This is a genomic window from Aerococcus urinaehominis (assembly GCF_001543245.1).
Classification (GTDB): domain Bacteria; phylum Bacillota; class Bacilli; order Lactobacillales; family Aerococcaceae; genus Aerococcus; species Aerococcus urinaehominis.
Genome location: NZ_CP014163.1, coordinates 1130815 through 1146701 on the forward strand (window position 1 = coordinate 1130815; position 15887 = coordinate 1146701).

General features: G+C 43.6%; 12 protein-coding genes. All 12 read left to right on the top strand.

Features of this window, described 5'->3' with window-relative positions; genetic code table 11:
• Window positions 1-36 precede the first annotated feature (36 nt).
• The 12 genes from pnpS (at window position 37) to hprK (ending at window position 15883) form a co-directional block, all read left to right on the top strand.
• Complete coding sequence (pnpS, locus tag AWM75_RS05170; RefSeq protein ID WP_143236692.1) at window positions 37-1752, top strand: two-component system histidine kinase PnpS; 1716 nt, start codon at window positions 37-39, stop codon at window positions 1750-1752.
• Window positions 1753-1903: 151 nt separating this feature from the next.
• Window positions 1904-2755 carry a substrate-binding domain-containing protein gene (locus tag AWM75_RS05175; protein ID WP_067979130.1) on the top strand — a complete coding sequence of 284 codons (852 nt, stop codon included), beginning with the start codon at window positions 1904-1906 and terminating at the stop codon, window positions 2753-2755.
• 119 nt (window positions 2756-2874) lie between these two features.
• Window positions 2875-3741 carry a phosphate ABC transporter permease subunit PstC gene (pstC, locus tag AWM75_RS05180; RefSeq protein ID WP_067979133.1) on the top strand — a complete coding sequence of 289 codons (867 nt, stop codon included), beginning with the start codon at window positions 2875-2877 and terminating at the stop codon, window positions 3739-3741.
• Between the two features lie 3 nt (window positions 3742-3744).
• Window positions 3745-4557, top strand: a complete 813-nt coding sequence (pstA, locus tag AWM75_RS05185) for a phosphate ABC transporter permease PstA (RefSeq protein ID WP_067979136.1) — start codon at window positions 3745-3747, stop codon at window positions 4555-4557.
• A 2-nt stretch (window positions 4558-4559) separates the two neighbouring features.
• Window positions 4560-5357 (top strand): phosphate ABC transporter ATP-binding protein PstB, encoded by a 798-nt coding sequence (gene pstB / locus AWM75_RS05190; protein WP_067979139.1) that lies wholly within the window; start codon window positions 4560-4562, stop codon window positions 5355-5357.
• A gap of 180 nt (window positions 5358-5537) precedes the next feature.
• A complete protein-coding gene (uvrA, locus tag AWM75_RS05195; RefSeq protein ID WP_067979142.1) occupies window positions 5538-8351 on the top strand; it encodes an excinuclease ABC subunit UvrA in 2814 nt (937 codons plus the stop codon).
• Between the two features lie 85 nt (window positions 8352-8436).
• Window positions 8437-9603 (top strand): exonuclease SbcCD subunit D, encoded by a 1167-nt coding sequence (locus tag AWM75_RS05200; protein WP_067979145.1) that lies wholly within the window; start codon window positions 8437-8439, stop codon window positions 9601-9603.
• Window positions 9590-12661 carry an SbcC/MukB-like Walker B domain-containing protein gene (locus AWM75_RS05205; protein ID WP_067979148.1) on the top strand — a complete coding sequence of 1024 codons (3072 nt, stop codon included), beginning with the start codon at window positions 9590-9592 and terminating at the stop codon, window positions 12659-12661. Before AWM75_RS05200 ends, AWM75_RS05205 begins: the two co-directional genes overlap by 14 nt.
• A gap of 69 nt (window positions 12662-12730) precedes the next feature.
• On the top strand, window positions 12731-14089 hold the full coding sequence (locus tag AWM75_RS05210; RefSeq protein ID WP_067979151.1) for a DUF4097 family beta strand repeat-containing protein: 1359 nt from the start codon (window positions 12731-12733) through the stop codon (window positions 14087-14089).
• 14 nt (window positions 14090-14103) lie between these two features.
• Window positions 14104-14403, top strand: coding sequence for a PspC domain-containing protein (locus tag AWM75_RS08615; RefSeq protein WP_074572602.1), 300 nt, complete (start codon window positions 14104-14106; stop codon window positions 14401-14403).
• Window positions 14403-14750, top strand: coding sequence for a phage holin family protein (locus AWM75_RS05220; RefSeq protein ID WP_067979154.1), 348 nt, complete (start codon window positions 14403-14405; stop codon window positions 14748-14750). The genes AWM75_RS08615 and AWM75_RS05220 overlap by 1 nt, the downstream gene beginning before the upstream one ends.
• 197 nt (window positions 14751-14947) lie before the next feature.
• Complete coding sequence (hprK, locus tag AWM75_RS05225; RefSeq protein ID WP_067979157.1) at window positions 14948-15883, top strand: HPr(Ser) kinase/phosphatase; 936 nt, start codon at window positions 14948-14950, stop codon at window positions 15881-15883.
• Window positions 15884-15887 lie beyond the last annotated feature (4 nt).

A 15887-nucleotide genomic window follows, 5' to 3' on the forward strand; every position in this document is an offset into this window, starting at 1 on the left:
TTATATAGTTTTATATTTGCGTATTATACCAACCAAGTGGTTGAAAATATGGTCCAGCAAGAAACCCAAGCTAACCTTTTAGAACGGGCTGATAGTTTACGTCCTAGTTTTAGGAGCTTGGCATTAGCAGATGTGGCCAATGACAGCCAAAAATGGCAGGATACGCGCTATAATATGCTTGCTTTGATAAATCCTCAGGAGCGGGTCGTTGTCTATGATCCTGCTGGCCAGGAACGTTTTGCAGCTGGTAAGGGAGGGCTCAAAAACTTTCAACTTCAGGCCCGAGACCTGCCAACTTTAGATGATAAAGGTCGAGAATTTGATGTGGTCCAGGTGTCTGACCAAGACCATGACAAGGAACTCCATATTTATGCTGAGCCTTTACGGAATAGCCAGGGGGAAATGCTCGGTTACCTGCAAATTATCCGGCAGGTGCCTGATATTCATCCGATTCAAAACCGACTTTTTCGTTTAGCGACGACGACCTCGGTGCTAGCTGTTATTATCTTATTGGCCCTCTTGTACTTTTATTTTCGTCGGATTAATATGCCTATTCAAACGATTAATTACCAGTTAGCTCGGATTGCCCAGCATGATTACAACCAACCCTACCGTCCTATGCAGTTGGCAGAATTTGATGAAATCGGTCATAGTATTAATCGATTGGCTGAAAATTTACAAGCCCAGGAAGTGCAATTATCTATCCAAGACCACCGCATGGCTACCCTGGTTGATTATCTAATCATTGGTGTCGTACTAATTGATGAAGATCGGAAAATCCAAATTGTGAATAATGCTTTCTTAAACATCCTTGATATTAAGGAAGATATTATGAATAAAGATTATCGTCAGGTGATTGAAGGCTATCGTCTCATCCAGTTAATTGATCGAGCTTACCAGGATAAGGTGAATGTTAGTGATGAAATTTACCTTTATTTTCCGCGTGAACTGGTTCTTGATGTTAATGTGCTCTATATAAAAGAAGACGGTTTGGCAGATGATTTTAACGACCAAGTCATTATGTTGGTCTATGACATTACGGAAATCCGTCGTTTGGAGAAAGTTCGGAGCGACTTTATTTCTAATGCTTCTCACGAATTGAAAACACCAGTGACAGCCCTGCAAGGTTTTACAGAAACACTTTTAGATGGGGCAATTGATGATAAAGAGACAACGATTGGTTTCGTTAAAATCATGCAAAAAGAGAGCAATCGCCTGTCGGCCTTGATTACCGATATCTTGGACCTGGCTCGCATTGAGCAAGACCAGGTTAGTCATCGTCAGGAACGTGTTAACGCTAATGACTTGGTGGAAGATATTGTTATACATCTAAGCCCTCAAGCCCAAAATAAGTCGATAGCGGTCAATGTCAATTCGCCTCTGGAGCGCCCTGTCTATTTTAATGGTGACTATGGTCGGGTGAGTCAGGTTTTAACTAATTTGCTGGTTAATGCGATTAACTATACACCTCAAAATGGTCAGGTTGATATCGTCGTCGATACGATTGATGATGCTTTTGTTGTTTTCAAGGTTCAAGATAACGGTATCGGGATTCCTCGAGAAGATTTGGGTCGTATTTTCGAGCGTTTTTATCGGGTATCTAAATCACGGTCTACCGATTCTGGGGGAACCGGTCTAGGCCTGGCAATTGTTAAAAATTTAGTAAAAGTCATGAATGGGCGTATTGAAGTGACCAGTGAATTAGGGACAGGTTCGACTTTTACGGTCTACTTGCCTATAAATGATAACTAGTTTTCTTTGTAACATGATTGTAATGGTTTCGTAACGTTATTTTTACATAAACCTGACAATTAACTAAAAATTATACACAAAATTTACAATTAAATTATACAATGGTCTTGTGACCTTATCAGGCATGACAAAAAGAAAAGGTGGTATTTCAATGACATTGAATAAGCTTTCTAAATTAATATTATCGCTAGGTGCGGTAGCAACCTTAGCCGCATGTGGTGGCGGTAGTGCCCAAGATGGCATTTTCGTTATCTCTCGTGAAGAAGGTTCTGGGACACGTGATGCCTTTACTGAAATCACAGGCGTTTTAGATGAAAATGATGTTGATAACACTGACCCTAATGCAACCATTCAAAATGGTACTGACCAAGTAATCACTGCTGTTTCAGAAGATCCTAATGCTATTGGTTATATCTCTTTAGGTTCTTTAAATGATTCTGTTAAAGCTTTACAAGTTGAAGGTGTAGCGCCATCTGAAGAAGCTGTTGCTGACGGCTCTTATAAGATTGCCCGCCCATTTAATATTGTTTATAAAGATAATTTAGAGGGTGCTGCTAAAGATTTCCATGATTTCATCTTCTCTGCTGAAGGACAACAAATTGCCTTAGACGAAGGCTACGTACCAGTTAAATCTGATGCGGCTGCCTACGCAGGTGATGGCTCCCAATCAGGCACAATCAACGTCGTTGGTTCAACTTCAGTAGCACCAGTATTAGAAAAGATGGCTGAAGAGTATATGAAACTTAACAGCGGTGTGCAAGTAAATATTACTGCTAATGGTTCATCTGCTGGTGTTGAAGCTGCTCAAAATGGTACTGCTGATATTGGTATGGCTTCTCGGGCCCTATCTGAGGAAGAAGCAGGTAAAGTTACTGGCGAAGCAATCGCTATGGACGGTATCGCTGTTATTGTTAACAACGACAACCAAGTATCAAACCTTAGCTTAGACCAAGTTCGTGATATCTTTACTGGTACGATTACTTCATGGACCGAAGTTCAATAATATAGAAAATAGGGATAGCTTAGACTAGGCTAGATGCTGATTCTAGGCTATTCTAAATAAGAGGTTTGTGCCATCAAACCTCTTATTTTTGAGATTTGAAATAAAATGAGGAGTTTAAGATGAAAAATAATACGCTAGAGAGCGTTATGAAGTGGGTATTCTTCTTGTCGGCTGCTATGTCGATATTTGCCCTCGCTGCTATTTGTTATTTTATTTTTGTTGGCGGTATCCCCTTCATGGCTCAATATGGCTTTACTGATTTCTTATTTGGTTCTCAATGGGCGCCAAGAGGTGAAATTTACGGCATTGCCCCGATGATTGTTGGTTCGCTTTATGTAACCCTTGGAGCTGTCCTGCTGGGGGTGCCGACTGGGATTTTTACCTCGGTATTTATGGCCTACTATTGTCCTGCTAAGCTGCATAAAATTTTAAAACCGGCTGTCAATTTAATGGCTGGTATTCCATCGATTGTCTATGGTTATTTTGGTATGGTGGTAATTGTACCGGTTATCCGTAACTTTGCTCGTACGATTGGTGCTCGCTCTAACGGTATGGGTATTCTAGCTGCATCCATTGTTTTAGGTATTATGATTTTACCAACTATTATCACTATGTCAGAGTCATCACTCCGAGCGGTTCCTAAGGCTTACTATCAAGCTTCAGTTGGCTTGGGAGCCACCCATGACCGGACAGCCTATAAAATCATGGTGCCTGCCGCTAAGTCAGGTATTGTGGCTTCTGTTATCTTAGGTATTGGACGGGCCATTGGTGAGACCATGGCTGTGGTAATGGTTGCTGGAAACCAGGCCATTTTCCCGAACTCCATTTTCTCAGGTGTCCGGACTATGACCACTAATATTGTTTTGGAAATGGCATATGCTTCTGGCGACCACCAAGCAGCTCTGATTGCAACTGGTGCAGTGCTCTTCGTCTTTATTTTGATTATCAATTCAATCTTTGCAGTTGTTACCAGAAAGGGGAAATAGGAAATGGATAAATTATTACGTGCGCTTACCTATTTTTTCACCCTAATCACTTTTGGTTGGTTAGTTTTTATTGTCTTATATATTCTATGGAACGGTATTCCACATTTGTCCTTAGATCTATTTGCTTGGAACTATACAACTGACAATGTTTCAATGATGCCATCAATTATTACTACTTTCTATCTAGTAGGGGGTTCCCTGCTTATTGCGGTGCCGTTAGGCGTTTTTGCTGGCTTCTATCTAGTTGAGTATGCTGGTAAAAATAACAAGTGGGTTGAATTAATCCGAATCGCTACTGATACCCTGACTGGGGTGCCTTCAATTGTTTTCGGTTTGTTTGGTATGTTGGCCTTCGTTAATGCGGCCGGCTTCCAGTATTCATTGATTTCAGGTATTTTGACGACTGCTATTATGGTCTTACCACTTATTATTCGTAATACTGAGGAAGCCTTGATGTCGGTTAAAGATAGCTTACGCCACGGTTCATATGGTCTGGGCGCAGGTAAGCTACGGACAATCTTTAGAATAGTGCTACCAATTGCCGTTCCGGGGATCTTATCAGGAATTATCTTAGCTGTTGGTCGGATTGTTGGAGAAACTGCTGCTCTTATGTACACCTTAGGGACAGCAACTAACTTGCCTAATAGTCTCTTTTCTTCAGGTCGGACCTTGGCGCTCCATATGTATATCCTTTCCTCAGAAGGTTTGCACCGGGACCAAGCCAATGCTACAGGTGTCGTATTATTAATTATCGTTTTACTGATTAACGGATTATCAACATGGTTATCTAACCGCTTTGCTAAGGGAGGACAATAGTAATGGCTGCTAACAGCACAAATAAAGTAAAAATGGCTTCAAAGAATATGAGCTTATTTTATGGCGACTTTCAAGCCCTAGATTCAATTGATATGGAAATGTATGAGAACCAAGTTACTGCCTTAATCGGCCCATCTGGTTCTGGTAAGTCAACCTATCTGAAGAGTTTAAACCGGATGAACGACTTAGTTGAAGGTTGTAAGATTACTGGTGAAATTACGCTAGAAGGAAAGAACATTTACGATAAGAGCGTGGATGTGAATGAATTGCGTAAAAATGTTGGCATGGTGTTCCAACAACCTAATCCCTTCCCAATGTCAATTTACGACAACATTGCCTATGGTCCGCGTACCCATGGTATCAAGGACAAGGAGACACTCGATGAGTTAGTAGAGACCTCACTCAAAGGGGCAGCAATTTGGAATGAGGTTAAAGATGACCTTAACAAGAATGCCCAAGCCGTATCTGGTGGTCAGCAACAACGTATTTGTATTGCCCGAGCTCTAGCAGTTAAACCAGATGTCTTACTCATGGACGAACCAACTTCTGCGCTTGATCCAATCTCTACTTTAAAGGTTGAGGACCTGGTTCAAGAATTAAAAGAAAAATATACAATCGTAATTGTTACCCATAATATGCAGCAATCTGCCCGGGTTTCTGATTACACAGCCTTCTTCTATGCTGATCCTGAGCGGGGAACCGGTAAATCTCGGGTGATTGAATACGGCCTAACTGAAAAAATCTTTAACAATCCTGATAAAGAACAAACTGCTGATTATGTAGCAGGCCGTTTTGGTTAATTATTTTGTCATGCCTTAACCACCAATTATAAAAACAGAAAAAACTTGCCTCAAAGAGGTGAGTTTTTTTATTTTCCTACTCTAGCTAGGCTTTAGCAGTCAATTTTTTGTCTGACTTATGATAAACTATACTAGTGTACATATGTTCGGTGTTACTAAAAAGGTCAAGGAGTGACATGTTTGAAAGACGCAATTAAGGTTCATGGGGCCCGTTCCCATAATTTAAAAAATATTGATGTGGAGATTCCCCGTGACAAATTCGTGGTTATTACTGGCCTATCAGGTTCAGGTAAATCCTCCCTAGCCTTTGATACGCTCTATGCTGAAGGTCAGCGCCGCTATGTGGAAAGTTTATCGGCTTTTGCCCGCCAATTTTTGGGCAACAGTCAAAAGGCTGATGTTGATAGTATCGAGGGCCTCAGTCCAGCTATTTCTATTGACCAGAAGACAACCAACCGTAATCCGCGCTCAACAGTAGGGACAATTACGGAAGTTAATGATTATCTGCGGTTACTCTATGCTCGGGTCGGTCATCCTATCTGTCCTAATGATGGGACACCGATTGCTAGTCAAAGTTTGGATCAAATGTTAGAGCGGTTGTTAGCCCTGCCTGAGCGCAGTCGTATTCAAATTATGGCGCCAATTGTTTATGGCAAAAAGGGCCAGCATAAACGTATCCTGGCTAATGTGCAAAAGCAGGGTTACGTCCGCATCAGAATTGATGGAGACATGTATGAAATTGATGACTATCCTGAACTAGATAAGAATAAGAAACACAATATTGATATTGTTATCGACCGTCTAGTGATTAAAGAAGGCATTCGCGCCCGCTTGGCTGATTCTCTGGAAGCAGCGCTGGCTTTGGCAGATGGCTATGCTTTGGTAGATGTCATTGGTGACGAAGAAATTCTCTTTTCAGAACACTATGCCTGCCCCCATTGTGGTTTTACTGTTGGTGAGCTGGAGCCCCGCCTTTTCTCTTTTAATGCACCGTTTGGGGCTTGCCCGGATTGTGATGGCATTGGCTCGCGCTTGGAAGTAAATCTCGACTTAGCCTTGAAGCCCGAAAAAAGTTTGGCGGATGGCGCCTTAGTTCCTTGGGATTCCAAAACGTCTAATTATTATCCGCAGATGATGACTCAGGCGGCCCAAGCTTTTGGTGTCCCTCTTGATAAGCCTTTCAAAGATTTGACCAAGGACCAGCAAGATCTCATGCTTTATGGGTCGCAAGGTAAGAAATTTCATTTCCACTATGAGAATGACTTTGGCCGGGTTCGAGATAAGGACATTGTCTTTGAGGGCATGGTTGTTAATGTGCGCCGGCGTTATGATGAAACGGCTTCTGAGATGATGCGTGAAGGTATGAAAAAATATATGCAGGAGCTCCCTTGTCCGACTTGCCATGGTAAGCGGCTTAACCAACAAGCATTATCTGTTAAAGTGGCCGGTCTGGATATTGCTGAAATTACTGATATGCCAATCGAACGCTCCCTAGCCTTTTTTGAAGGCCTAGATTTATCAAATCAAGATACATTGATTGCCCAACCGATTCTAGCGGAATTGGATTCTCGCCTCCACTTCTTATCAGAAGTTGGTTTAGATTATTTAACCCTGAGCCGGTCAGCGGCAACCCTATCGGGTGGTGAGGCACAGCGTATCCGGCTGGCTACTCAGATTGGCTCTAACCTATCAGGTATCATGTATGTCTTGGATGAGCCATCTATTGGCCTTCACCAACGCGACAATGACCGCTTAATCAAGTCTTTAAAACGGATGCGTGATTTAGGTAATACGCTGATTGTGGTTGAGCATGACGAGGAAACTATGTTTGAAGCCGACTACCTGATTGATATGGGACCTGGTGCTGGTGACCAAGGGGGCCAAGTGGTTGCTGCTGGTACACCTGACCAGGTAGCTAGTAACCGGGATTCATTAACAGGTGCCTATCTATCAGGCCGCCAAGCCATTGAAATTCCTAGCCAACGTCGCCAGGAGGATAAGGGTTGGCTTAAGGTTAGCGGGGCTGCTGAAAATAACCTCAAAGATATTGATGTCGATATTCCGCTAGGGCGTCTGGTTGTTGTGTCAGGAGTATCAGGATCTGGAAAATCTTCTTTAGTTAACCAAGTCGTACGTAACTATCTCTTAGCTGAGCTTAATCGGGCTCAGGTCAGCCATGGTAAAGTCAAAGAGTTGACTGGTTATGAAAATTTGGACAAGGTCATTGATATTGACCAGAGTCCAATCGGGCGGACACCGAGGTCGAATCCGGCTACTTATACTTCAGTTTTCGATGATATTCGTGAGCTCTTTGCTCAAACTAATGAAGCTAAGTTGCGAGGCTATGGCAAGGGACGCTTCTCTTTCAATGTTAAGGGTGGCCGTTGCGAAGCATGTAAGGGTGATGGTATCTTAAAAGTTGAGATGCACTTCTTACCTGATGTTTTTGTCCCTTGTGAGGTCTGTCATGGCACCCGGTATAATGCGGAGACCCTGGCGGTTAAGTATAAGGGCTTAAATATTGCCGAAGTTTTGGAACTCAGAGTGTCAGAGGCCCTAGAATTTTTTGCGGCTGTACCAAAAATTAAACGTAAATTGCAAGCCATCGTAGATGTAGGCTTGGGCTATATCAGTCTGGGTCAACCGGCTCCAACCCTATCCGGTGGAGAGGCCCAACGGATGAAGTTAGCTTCTGAACTACAACGGGTCGCAACAGGAAAAACGATTTATATATTGGATGAGCCAACCACCGGTTTGCATGCCCATGATATCAAAAGACTCCTGGCCGTGCTCCAGCGTTTGGTTGATGCCGGGAATTCAGTCTTAATTATCGAGCATAACTTGGATGTTATTAAGAGTGCGGACTACCTGATTGATTTAGGTCCTGAAGGCGGCGAAGGCGGGGGCACATTAGTCGCTGCCGGCACACCAGAAGAGGTGGCTCAGGTTAGCGAATCTTATACCGGTCAGTACTTGAAGAAAATATTGGACTAGTAAGTTTTAAATGAAGTCAGATGACTGCCTGCTTGCAGGCGGCCAGCTGGCTTTTTGTCTCATAATCATGTAAAGGGGTGTATCTATGAAAATTATCCATACGGCTGACTGGCATATCGGTAAGCTGCTTAATGGCTATTCGCTGCTAGCTGACCAGGAAGCCCTGCTTAGGGATTGGTTAAACCAGGTGGTTGCACTAAAACCTGATTTGGTCATTATGAGTGGCGACCTTTATGACCGGTCTCTGCCCAGTGCTGAAGCTACCCGCTTAGTGAACCAGCTTTTAACGGAAATGACTCAAGTTTTAACTTGTCCTATTTGTGTCATTGCCGGTAACCACGACTCGGCAGATCGGATTGATTATGCGAGCGACCTGTTAGCCCACCACCAGCTCTATCTGGTCGGCCAGCCTAGTTCTAAGCCGGTTAAAATTGAGATTGACCAGGCAGATGTTTATCTCTTACCTTACGCATCGACTAGTGCTTTACGACAAGTCTACCCCCAAGCTACTATTAAGAACTTACAGGATGGCTGCCAGTACCAGCTTGATTTAATTAGAGACCAGTGGGATTCTGGTCGTATCAATATTGTTGCTTATCATGGCTATGTAACAGCAGCGAGTGGCGACCAGGCCGGGGGAGACTTGACTATGTCAGACTCTGAGCGTCCCTTGGAGATCGGAACTGCTGAATTTGTACCTGTTCAAGCCTTTAAGGGTTTTGATTATGTAGCTTTGGGTCACCTTCATCAAGCCCAGAAAGTGGCTAATGACCATATTCGTTATGCAGGTTCTCTACTCAAATATTCCAAGTCAGAAGCCTACCATAAGAAGCAATTCTTAGAAGTGGACTTGACCAAGGATAACCTTTTAGTGAAGTCTCACTTTTTTAAACCAGTGCGTGATTTAAGAATTATTAGGGCGAATTTCGCTGAATTACTTAAGGATGGCACTAGTGATTATGTCTTTCTGGAACTAACAGATAAGGTTTTAATTCACGATGCAGTCAATCGGTTACGCCAATCATACCCTTACCTGATGGGCATGGAATATATTAACTTAGATTTTAATGAGGAAGTAGCCTTAGAAGCACCTACAATGGCAGAGGTCGATTTAGCAGACCAGGATTTGCCCAATCTTTTTGGTAAATTTTACCAGCAGGTTGAAGGGCAGGCAATGAGCACTAGACAGCTGGATTTGGTGAAGGAAATTTATCAGGCCAGCCAAAAGGAGGGACAAGATGAAACCGATTAGCCTAAGTTTTACTGCATTTGGTCCTTATAAAGGGACAGTGACTATTGATTTCGCTGATCTCTATCACCACCGTGTTTTCTTGATTAGTGGCCCGACCGGTGGAGGAAAGACCATGATATTTGATGCTATGGTCTATGCCTTATATGGTCAAGCTTCTGGTTCAAGTCGTCAGACGAATGAGCTGAAATCGCAATATGCATCAGATATCGATTTATGCCGGGTGGTGTTTACTTTTGAAGTTCAAGGTCAGGCCTATACAGTTGAGCGGTGGCCCAATCAAATGGGCCCGGGTAAGAAAAAGCCAGTTGTCCAAGTGAATGCTGGTGTCAGTCTTGCTCCTTATGAGGGGGATCCTAAGCAAGTGGAAGCTAAAATACAAAGTTTAGTTGGCCTAACTTATAATCAATTTCGCCAAATTGTCTTGTTGCCCCAAGGAGAATTTAAAAAATTACTAACAGCCAAAACGAGCGATAAGATGCCTATTTTTCGAAATATCTTCGCCACCGAAGACATAGCTGCTTTTCAAGAAAGTTTGGGTCAACGTTTTAAGTTAGTTAGGCGGGAAGCCGACCAGGCCCACCAGGATTTAAGCCAGGCTCAAGACCACTTGTTAGCGCTTTTTGATGACCAAGCTCAAGACCAGTTAAAAAATATTTTTGACCAGGAGGCTAGTGACCAGGCTTTGGCTTGGTTAGCTCAAGCACAACAAGACTTATCTAAGCAACGACAAGATCTAAACCAAGCTATCAAACTGCGTCAATTAGCCCAAGACCGCCATCGGGATATCCTCAATCTTTTTAGTGACCAAGATGACTTGGCAAAGCGCCAAGCGCGTTTAGCAGCTGACCAAGCAGCGGTAACAGACCAAAGGGAGGCCTACCAAAATTACCAGGCCAGCCAGCCAGCCTATCAGGCTTATCAAGCCTTTCAAAGGGACCAGCAAGCTTTAGCAAGACAAAATCAAGCCTGGCAGCATTTACAACAAGACCAGGAAAAATATGACCAAGATAAAAAGGCCTATCAAGCAGAACAAGATCGCCAGCAAGCAGCCCTGGCAACTTTAGCCAGTGACCAGGATAAATTGACCCAATTAGGTCAAGATATCGAAGCTGGCCGCCGTTACCAAGATTTACTAGCGCAAGGCCAGGCTAGTAAGCAAAAACTCAGTGGTCAACTGGCAACTAGTCAAAGCTTAAAGGACCAATTAGCCCAGCAGACTGACCATTTAGCTAGTCATCAGCAGCAATTAAACCAGCTTGAGAGCCAGTTGATTGACATGGAGGCCCTCTACCGAGACAAGGACCAATTAAGCCACCGGGATCATCATCTGAGCCAAGTTAAAGACCGGTTAGCTAGTTATCAAAGCTTATTAGCAGGTCGTGACCAGGCCAATCACTCTTATCAAGGCCAACGCCAAGCTTATGACCAGGCCAGCCAAAAGCTCAAAGAACTAAGGTTGGATTATTATGACAATTTAGCTGGTTACTTGGCCCAAGATTTAGAAGCCGCCCAACCCTGCCCTGTTTGTGGTAGTTTTGACCATCCCAAGCCAGCCCTACTAACTAGCCAGACTGTCAGCCAGTCTGAGCTAGACCAGGCCGAAAAAAGGCTACAAAAAGAGAAGTCTACTTTGGACCAACTGTCCTTTCAACTATCTCAGTATAACCAGGATTTGGATCAGTTATTAGTCGAGATGGCTTGGCAGGACTTGGATTTAGACCAAATCAGCAATGATTTAGCCCAGCAATTAGCCCAGCAAAATCAAGCCTGGCAAGTCTGGGAAGACCAAGTAGCCAGCTACCACCAACAAGAGCAACAACTTAAAAGCTTAAGGTCAGCTTGTCAGAATGACCAAGCCCAATTAAACCAACTTAAAGATCAGTTGAGTCAACAGACACACGAATCAGCTCGGATTCAGGCTCAGTTAGAAGCTATTGACCAACAGCTGGCCAGTTATGACCAAAATAAGGACTGGCACAATTTAGACCAATGGCAGAAAAATTATCAGGAGTTGAGTCAGCGTATCCAGGCTCACCAAGAATTGGCCAAACGCTTAGAAAATTGGCAGCACCAGTTAGACCAGGAGGGTGTTCGCTTGGCTAGTCGCTATGAGCTGATTGAGGACCAGAGAGACCAAGCCAAGCAAGCTAGTCAGGCTAGTTATCAGCTTTATCAGGACCAGCTAGCACAATTGGCTTGGTCTGAAGACCAATTACTAACTCTTCACCAAGCAGATTGCGACTGGCAAGACTTAGGTCAACAGCTCAAAGAGTTGGACCAGACCGCCTATGCCTTAGCAGAGCAAGCCAAGCACTTAGACAAAAAATTTAGCCAGTTAGCGGTAGACCAAGACCGGGCTAGCTATCAACAGAAGGCGGCAGAATTAGCAGCTGAGGCTGACCGACAATCAGAGGCGCTAACGCGGCTAATCGGTCAAGACCAAGCCCTAACTAGGGCAATCAAATCTTGGCAAATAAGCGATACCAACTACCATCAGTTATCAGGAGATTATAGCTTATTAGCTAGTTTAAACCGAGTCGCTAATGGGGAAGGTCGAGATAAGAAAATCACTTTTGAAACCTATATCCTGACCCTATATTTTGAAAAGGTACTGGCAATTGCTAATCTAACCCTCAAACAGTTGACCCAAGGGCGGTACCGCTTTATCAGACAAAAAGAACTCAGAGGTCGAGGCTACCAAGGGCTTGATGTCGAAGTCATTGATTATTTTACTGGTCAATCACGCAGTGTGGATTCTCTGTCTGGTGGTGAATCCTTTAAGGCAGCCTTGGCACTGGCCCTAGGACTCAGTGAAGTGATGCAAGCTGTCTCTGGGGGACGAGCTGTCCAACTACTATTTATTGATGAAGGCTTCGGTAGTCTCGATCAAGAATCCTTACAGCAAGCCTTAGATTGCTTAATAGACCTCCAGCAGAGCTCAGGCCGGTTAATTGGGATTATCTCCCATGTGGCGGCCTTAAAAGCACAAATTCCTGCGCAATTACAAGTCACAACCGGACCAGAGGGTAGCCGAGTAAGGACCCTTACCCCTAATTAAAATCAGTCTCTAGGCCCATGACGGTTGAAAAAAAAAGCTTGATAATAGTCTTACAAGGAGGCGACTATTGTGCAAGAAAATTACCGCCAAAGAATTTTAGGACTAGTTGAATCCGGCAGCCTGAATCAGGCTGAAGCAGATATTCTACTAGCAAATTACCAAGATCAAGTTAATCATGCGAATAATCAAACTGACACGAGCCAAGCGAAATCTGAGACTGGTCAGACTAGAGGGCAGTCCAAGCAAGGGTTAGCGGCCCGTTACCAACAGTTGTTGAACCAACGACGTGCTAAACAAGACCAGCTAAACAGCCTAACCGAAGACTTTCAGGATTATGCTCGTGAGCAATTGGCAGCAGATATTAGCCTTTTAGACCAGCAAATTGCCCAGCTAGCCCAGGACTTGGGTTATGTGGACCAAGTAGATGGCCATGGCCAAGACCAAGTTGAGCAAGGACAGACGCAAACAGCTTCCCACAAAGATGGATATCAGAGTGGAGAGCAACCTGGTACAGATTGGCGGCAAATGCTGGCAGATGGCCTGGTGACCCTGCGAGACAATGTTCAAAAGACGATTGATTTTGAAAAGACACGCCTAGGTGTCCCCATTCCTAAATTAATTTCCCACCAATATGACCAGGAGATTATCTATCCTGGGGACCAGGTTAAGATTATCCGGGCCAATGTCGGTAAAGGAAGCATAAAAATAAATCGTCATAACCAAGACCAAGTGATTGTTCATGCTTGGGGGAAAATGATTGGTGATTACGCAGAGGAGACAGCTGGGGCTGCTTTCCGTAATCGTAGTCAGCTTAGCTTGGATGACCAAATTTTAACCATTAGTGGCGATGCTAAGGCGATGAGTATGAACTTAACAATTAGTCTGCCTAACCACTATTTTGACTTAATTGATTTATCTATTTGGTCTGGTCCGATTTCGGTTGACCAAGTTGAAGTTGGCGATTTTCAGGTAAAGGCTATTGATGGAGAGATTAGTCTAACTGATATCCAAGCAAAATTTATTGACATTGACCAAAAACACGGTAGCCAAAACCTAGACCAGGTGGTTGGTCAGACCCAGGTACTCAAGACGCTATCGGGAGATATCCGCCTAGTCGGTGGTGTACGATCCCTAAAAATGTCGACAATTAATGGCAGCCTGCGTGCTAGCTTAGTTAATGATGATTTAGGCGATATCGCTATGACCAGTAAAAATGGCCAGGTCAAGCTTAATCTACCCGACCACTTACCGGTTCAAGGTCAGGCCCAAATAAAGAGTGGCCAGTTGCGATTTTACAAAGATGATTTTATCAGTCAGCTGCTTAGCCAGGATAGTTTCAATAAGCGAGTTAGTTTCAGTCGTAAGGGGCAAGGAGACCTTGTAAATGTTGACTTAGAAACCTTGGCTGGCGACATCTGGATTAAATAGAAAGAGGGATGTAGATGAAAGAAAAATTGTATCGATCAGCCTATAACAAAAAAATTGCTGGGGTGTGCGGTGGTATTGCCGAATACCTAGGTATTGATGCCGGCTTAGTGCGCTTTATTGCAGTTATTTTACTGCTTTTCGGTCGCACTTTAACCCTTGTTGTTTATGCCTTTTTAGCCTGGCAATTACCGGTAGATAGTAAGCGTCCCTACGACAGGGTAGATGACCACCGGAAAAAGAATGGCCGGCGCATCTATCAGGCTCGTCCCGCCGATGATGATCCCCAAAATGATGACCAATGGAGTGACTTTTAATGACCTTTATCCTAAAAATCCTGATTGATGCCTTGGGACTATTTTTATTAGCTATGTTGCTAGCACCCGATGTTTATATTGCTAGTTTTGGGACAGCTGTATTAGTTGCAGTTGTCTTAGCTTTTGTTAATCAATTTATTCGCCCAATTGCTAAAATCCTATCTTTTCCTTTGAATTTACTGAGCCTAGGCCTATTTTCTTGGGTGGTCAATGGTTTTATGCTAGTGATAACGTCCTGGTTTTTTGCCAGTGGTTTCAATTTTACTAGCTTTGGCTATGCTATTTTAATGGCGATGCTCTTTTCAATCTATCACTGGTTTGTAGACCGCGTGCTTGGACATAGATAGTTATTAAGGCCATAAATTAAGATAAATATACGCTTCAACCCCTAAAATTTAGTCTATCAGGCTAGCTTTTAGGGGTATTTATATTAATTAAGGAGGTGTCAGGTATTTTTAGCTTTATCTAGCCATGCCCCCATGTTTAACCCATCCTGCTTTTATGCTAAAATGATGGAGAATAAGCATAGAGAGTGAGCAAAAAAATGCAGAATGTGACTGTTAGCGATCTGGTAACAGATTTAGAACTTAAGGTCATCAGTGGTGAAGAATTCTTAAATCGACCCATTACCACTAGTGACATCCAGCGGCCGGGCTTAGAATTAACCGGTTATTTTAACTATTATCCGGCTGAACGGGTCCAACTCTTTGGCCGGACTGAATACACTTATATGAACAAGATGACTAGTGATGAGCGTTTGCTGATTATGCGGCGCATGTCACGTGAAGAAACCCCTTGTTTTATTTTTTCTCGTCATTTCCAACCCGAGTATGAGGTTATTCAGGCAGCAGGCGAAAACCAAATTCCGGTCTTATCAGGAAGAGAAGCAACCACCCAGTTATCTTCGTCTCTAACTAACTATCTTCAGGCTCGTCTGGCTGAGCGTGAATCGGTCCACGGGGTGTTTGTTGAGGTCTACGGTTTAGGTATTTTGCTGACTGGTTCTTCTGGTGTTGGGAAGTCCGAAACAGCCCTAGAGTTAATTCGTAATGGCCACCGTTTGGTGGCGGATGACCGCGTTGATCTATTCCAAAGGGATGAGAACACCCTGATGGGCGAAGCACCAGCTATCCTTCAAAATATGATGGAGATTCGGGGGCTAGGTATTATTGATGTGATGAATCTTTATGGTGCTGGGGCGGTACGTCAGAGACAACAATTACATATGATTATTGATCTCAAGCGTTGGGAGCCTGGTGAAAAATTTGACCGCCTAGGGAATGAACCGGAAATGGTTGACATTTTAGGTGTTCGCGTCAACAAAATTACGCTACCGGTACAGATGGGCCGGAATATTTCGAATATTGTTGAGGTAGCAGCTATGAACTTTAGGGCGCGGAGCATGGGCTTCGATGCGGCTAAGGCCTTTGAACAGCGGCTTAGTGATTTGATTGCTCAAAATAGCGGAGGAGATAGATGACAGC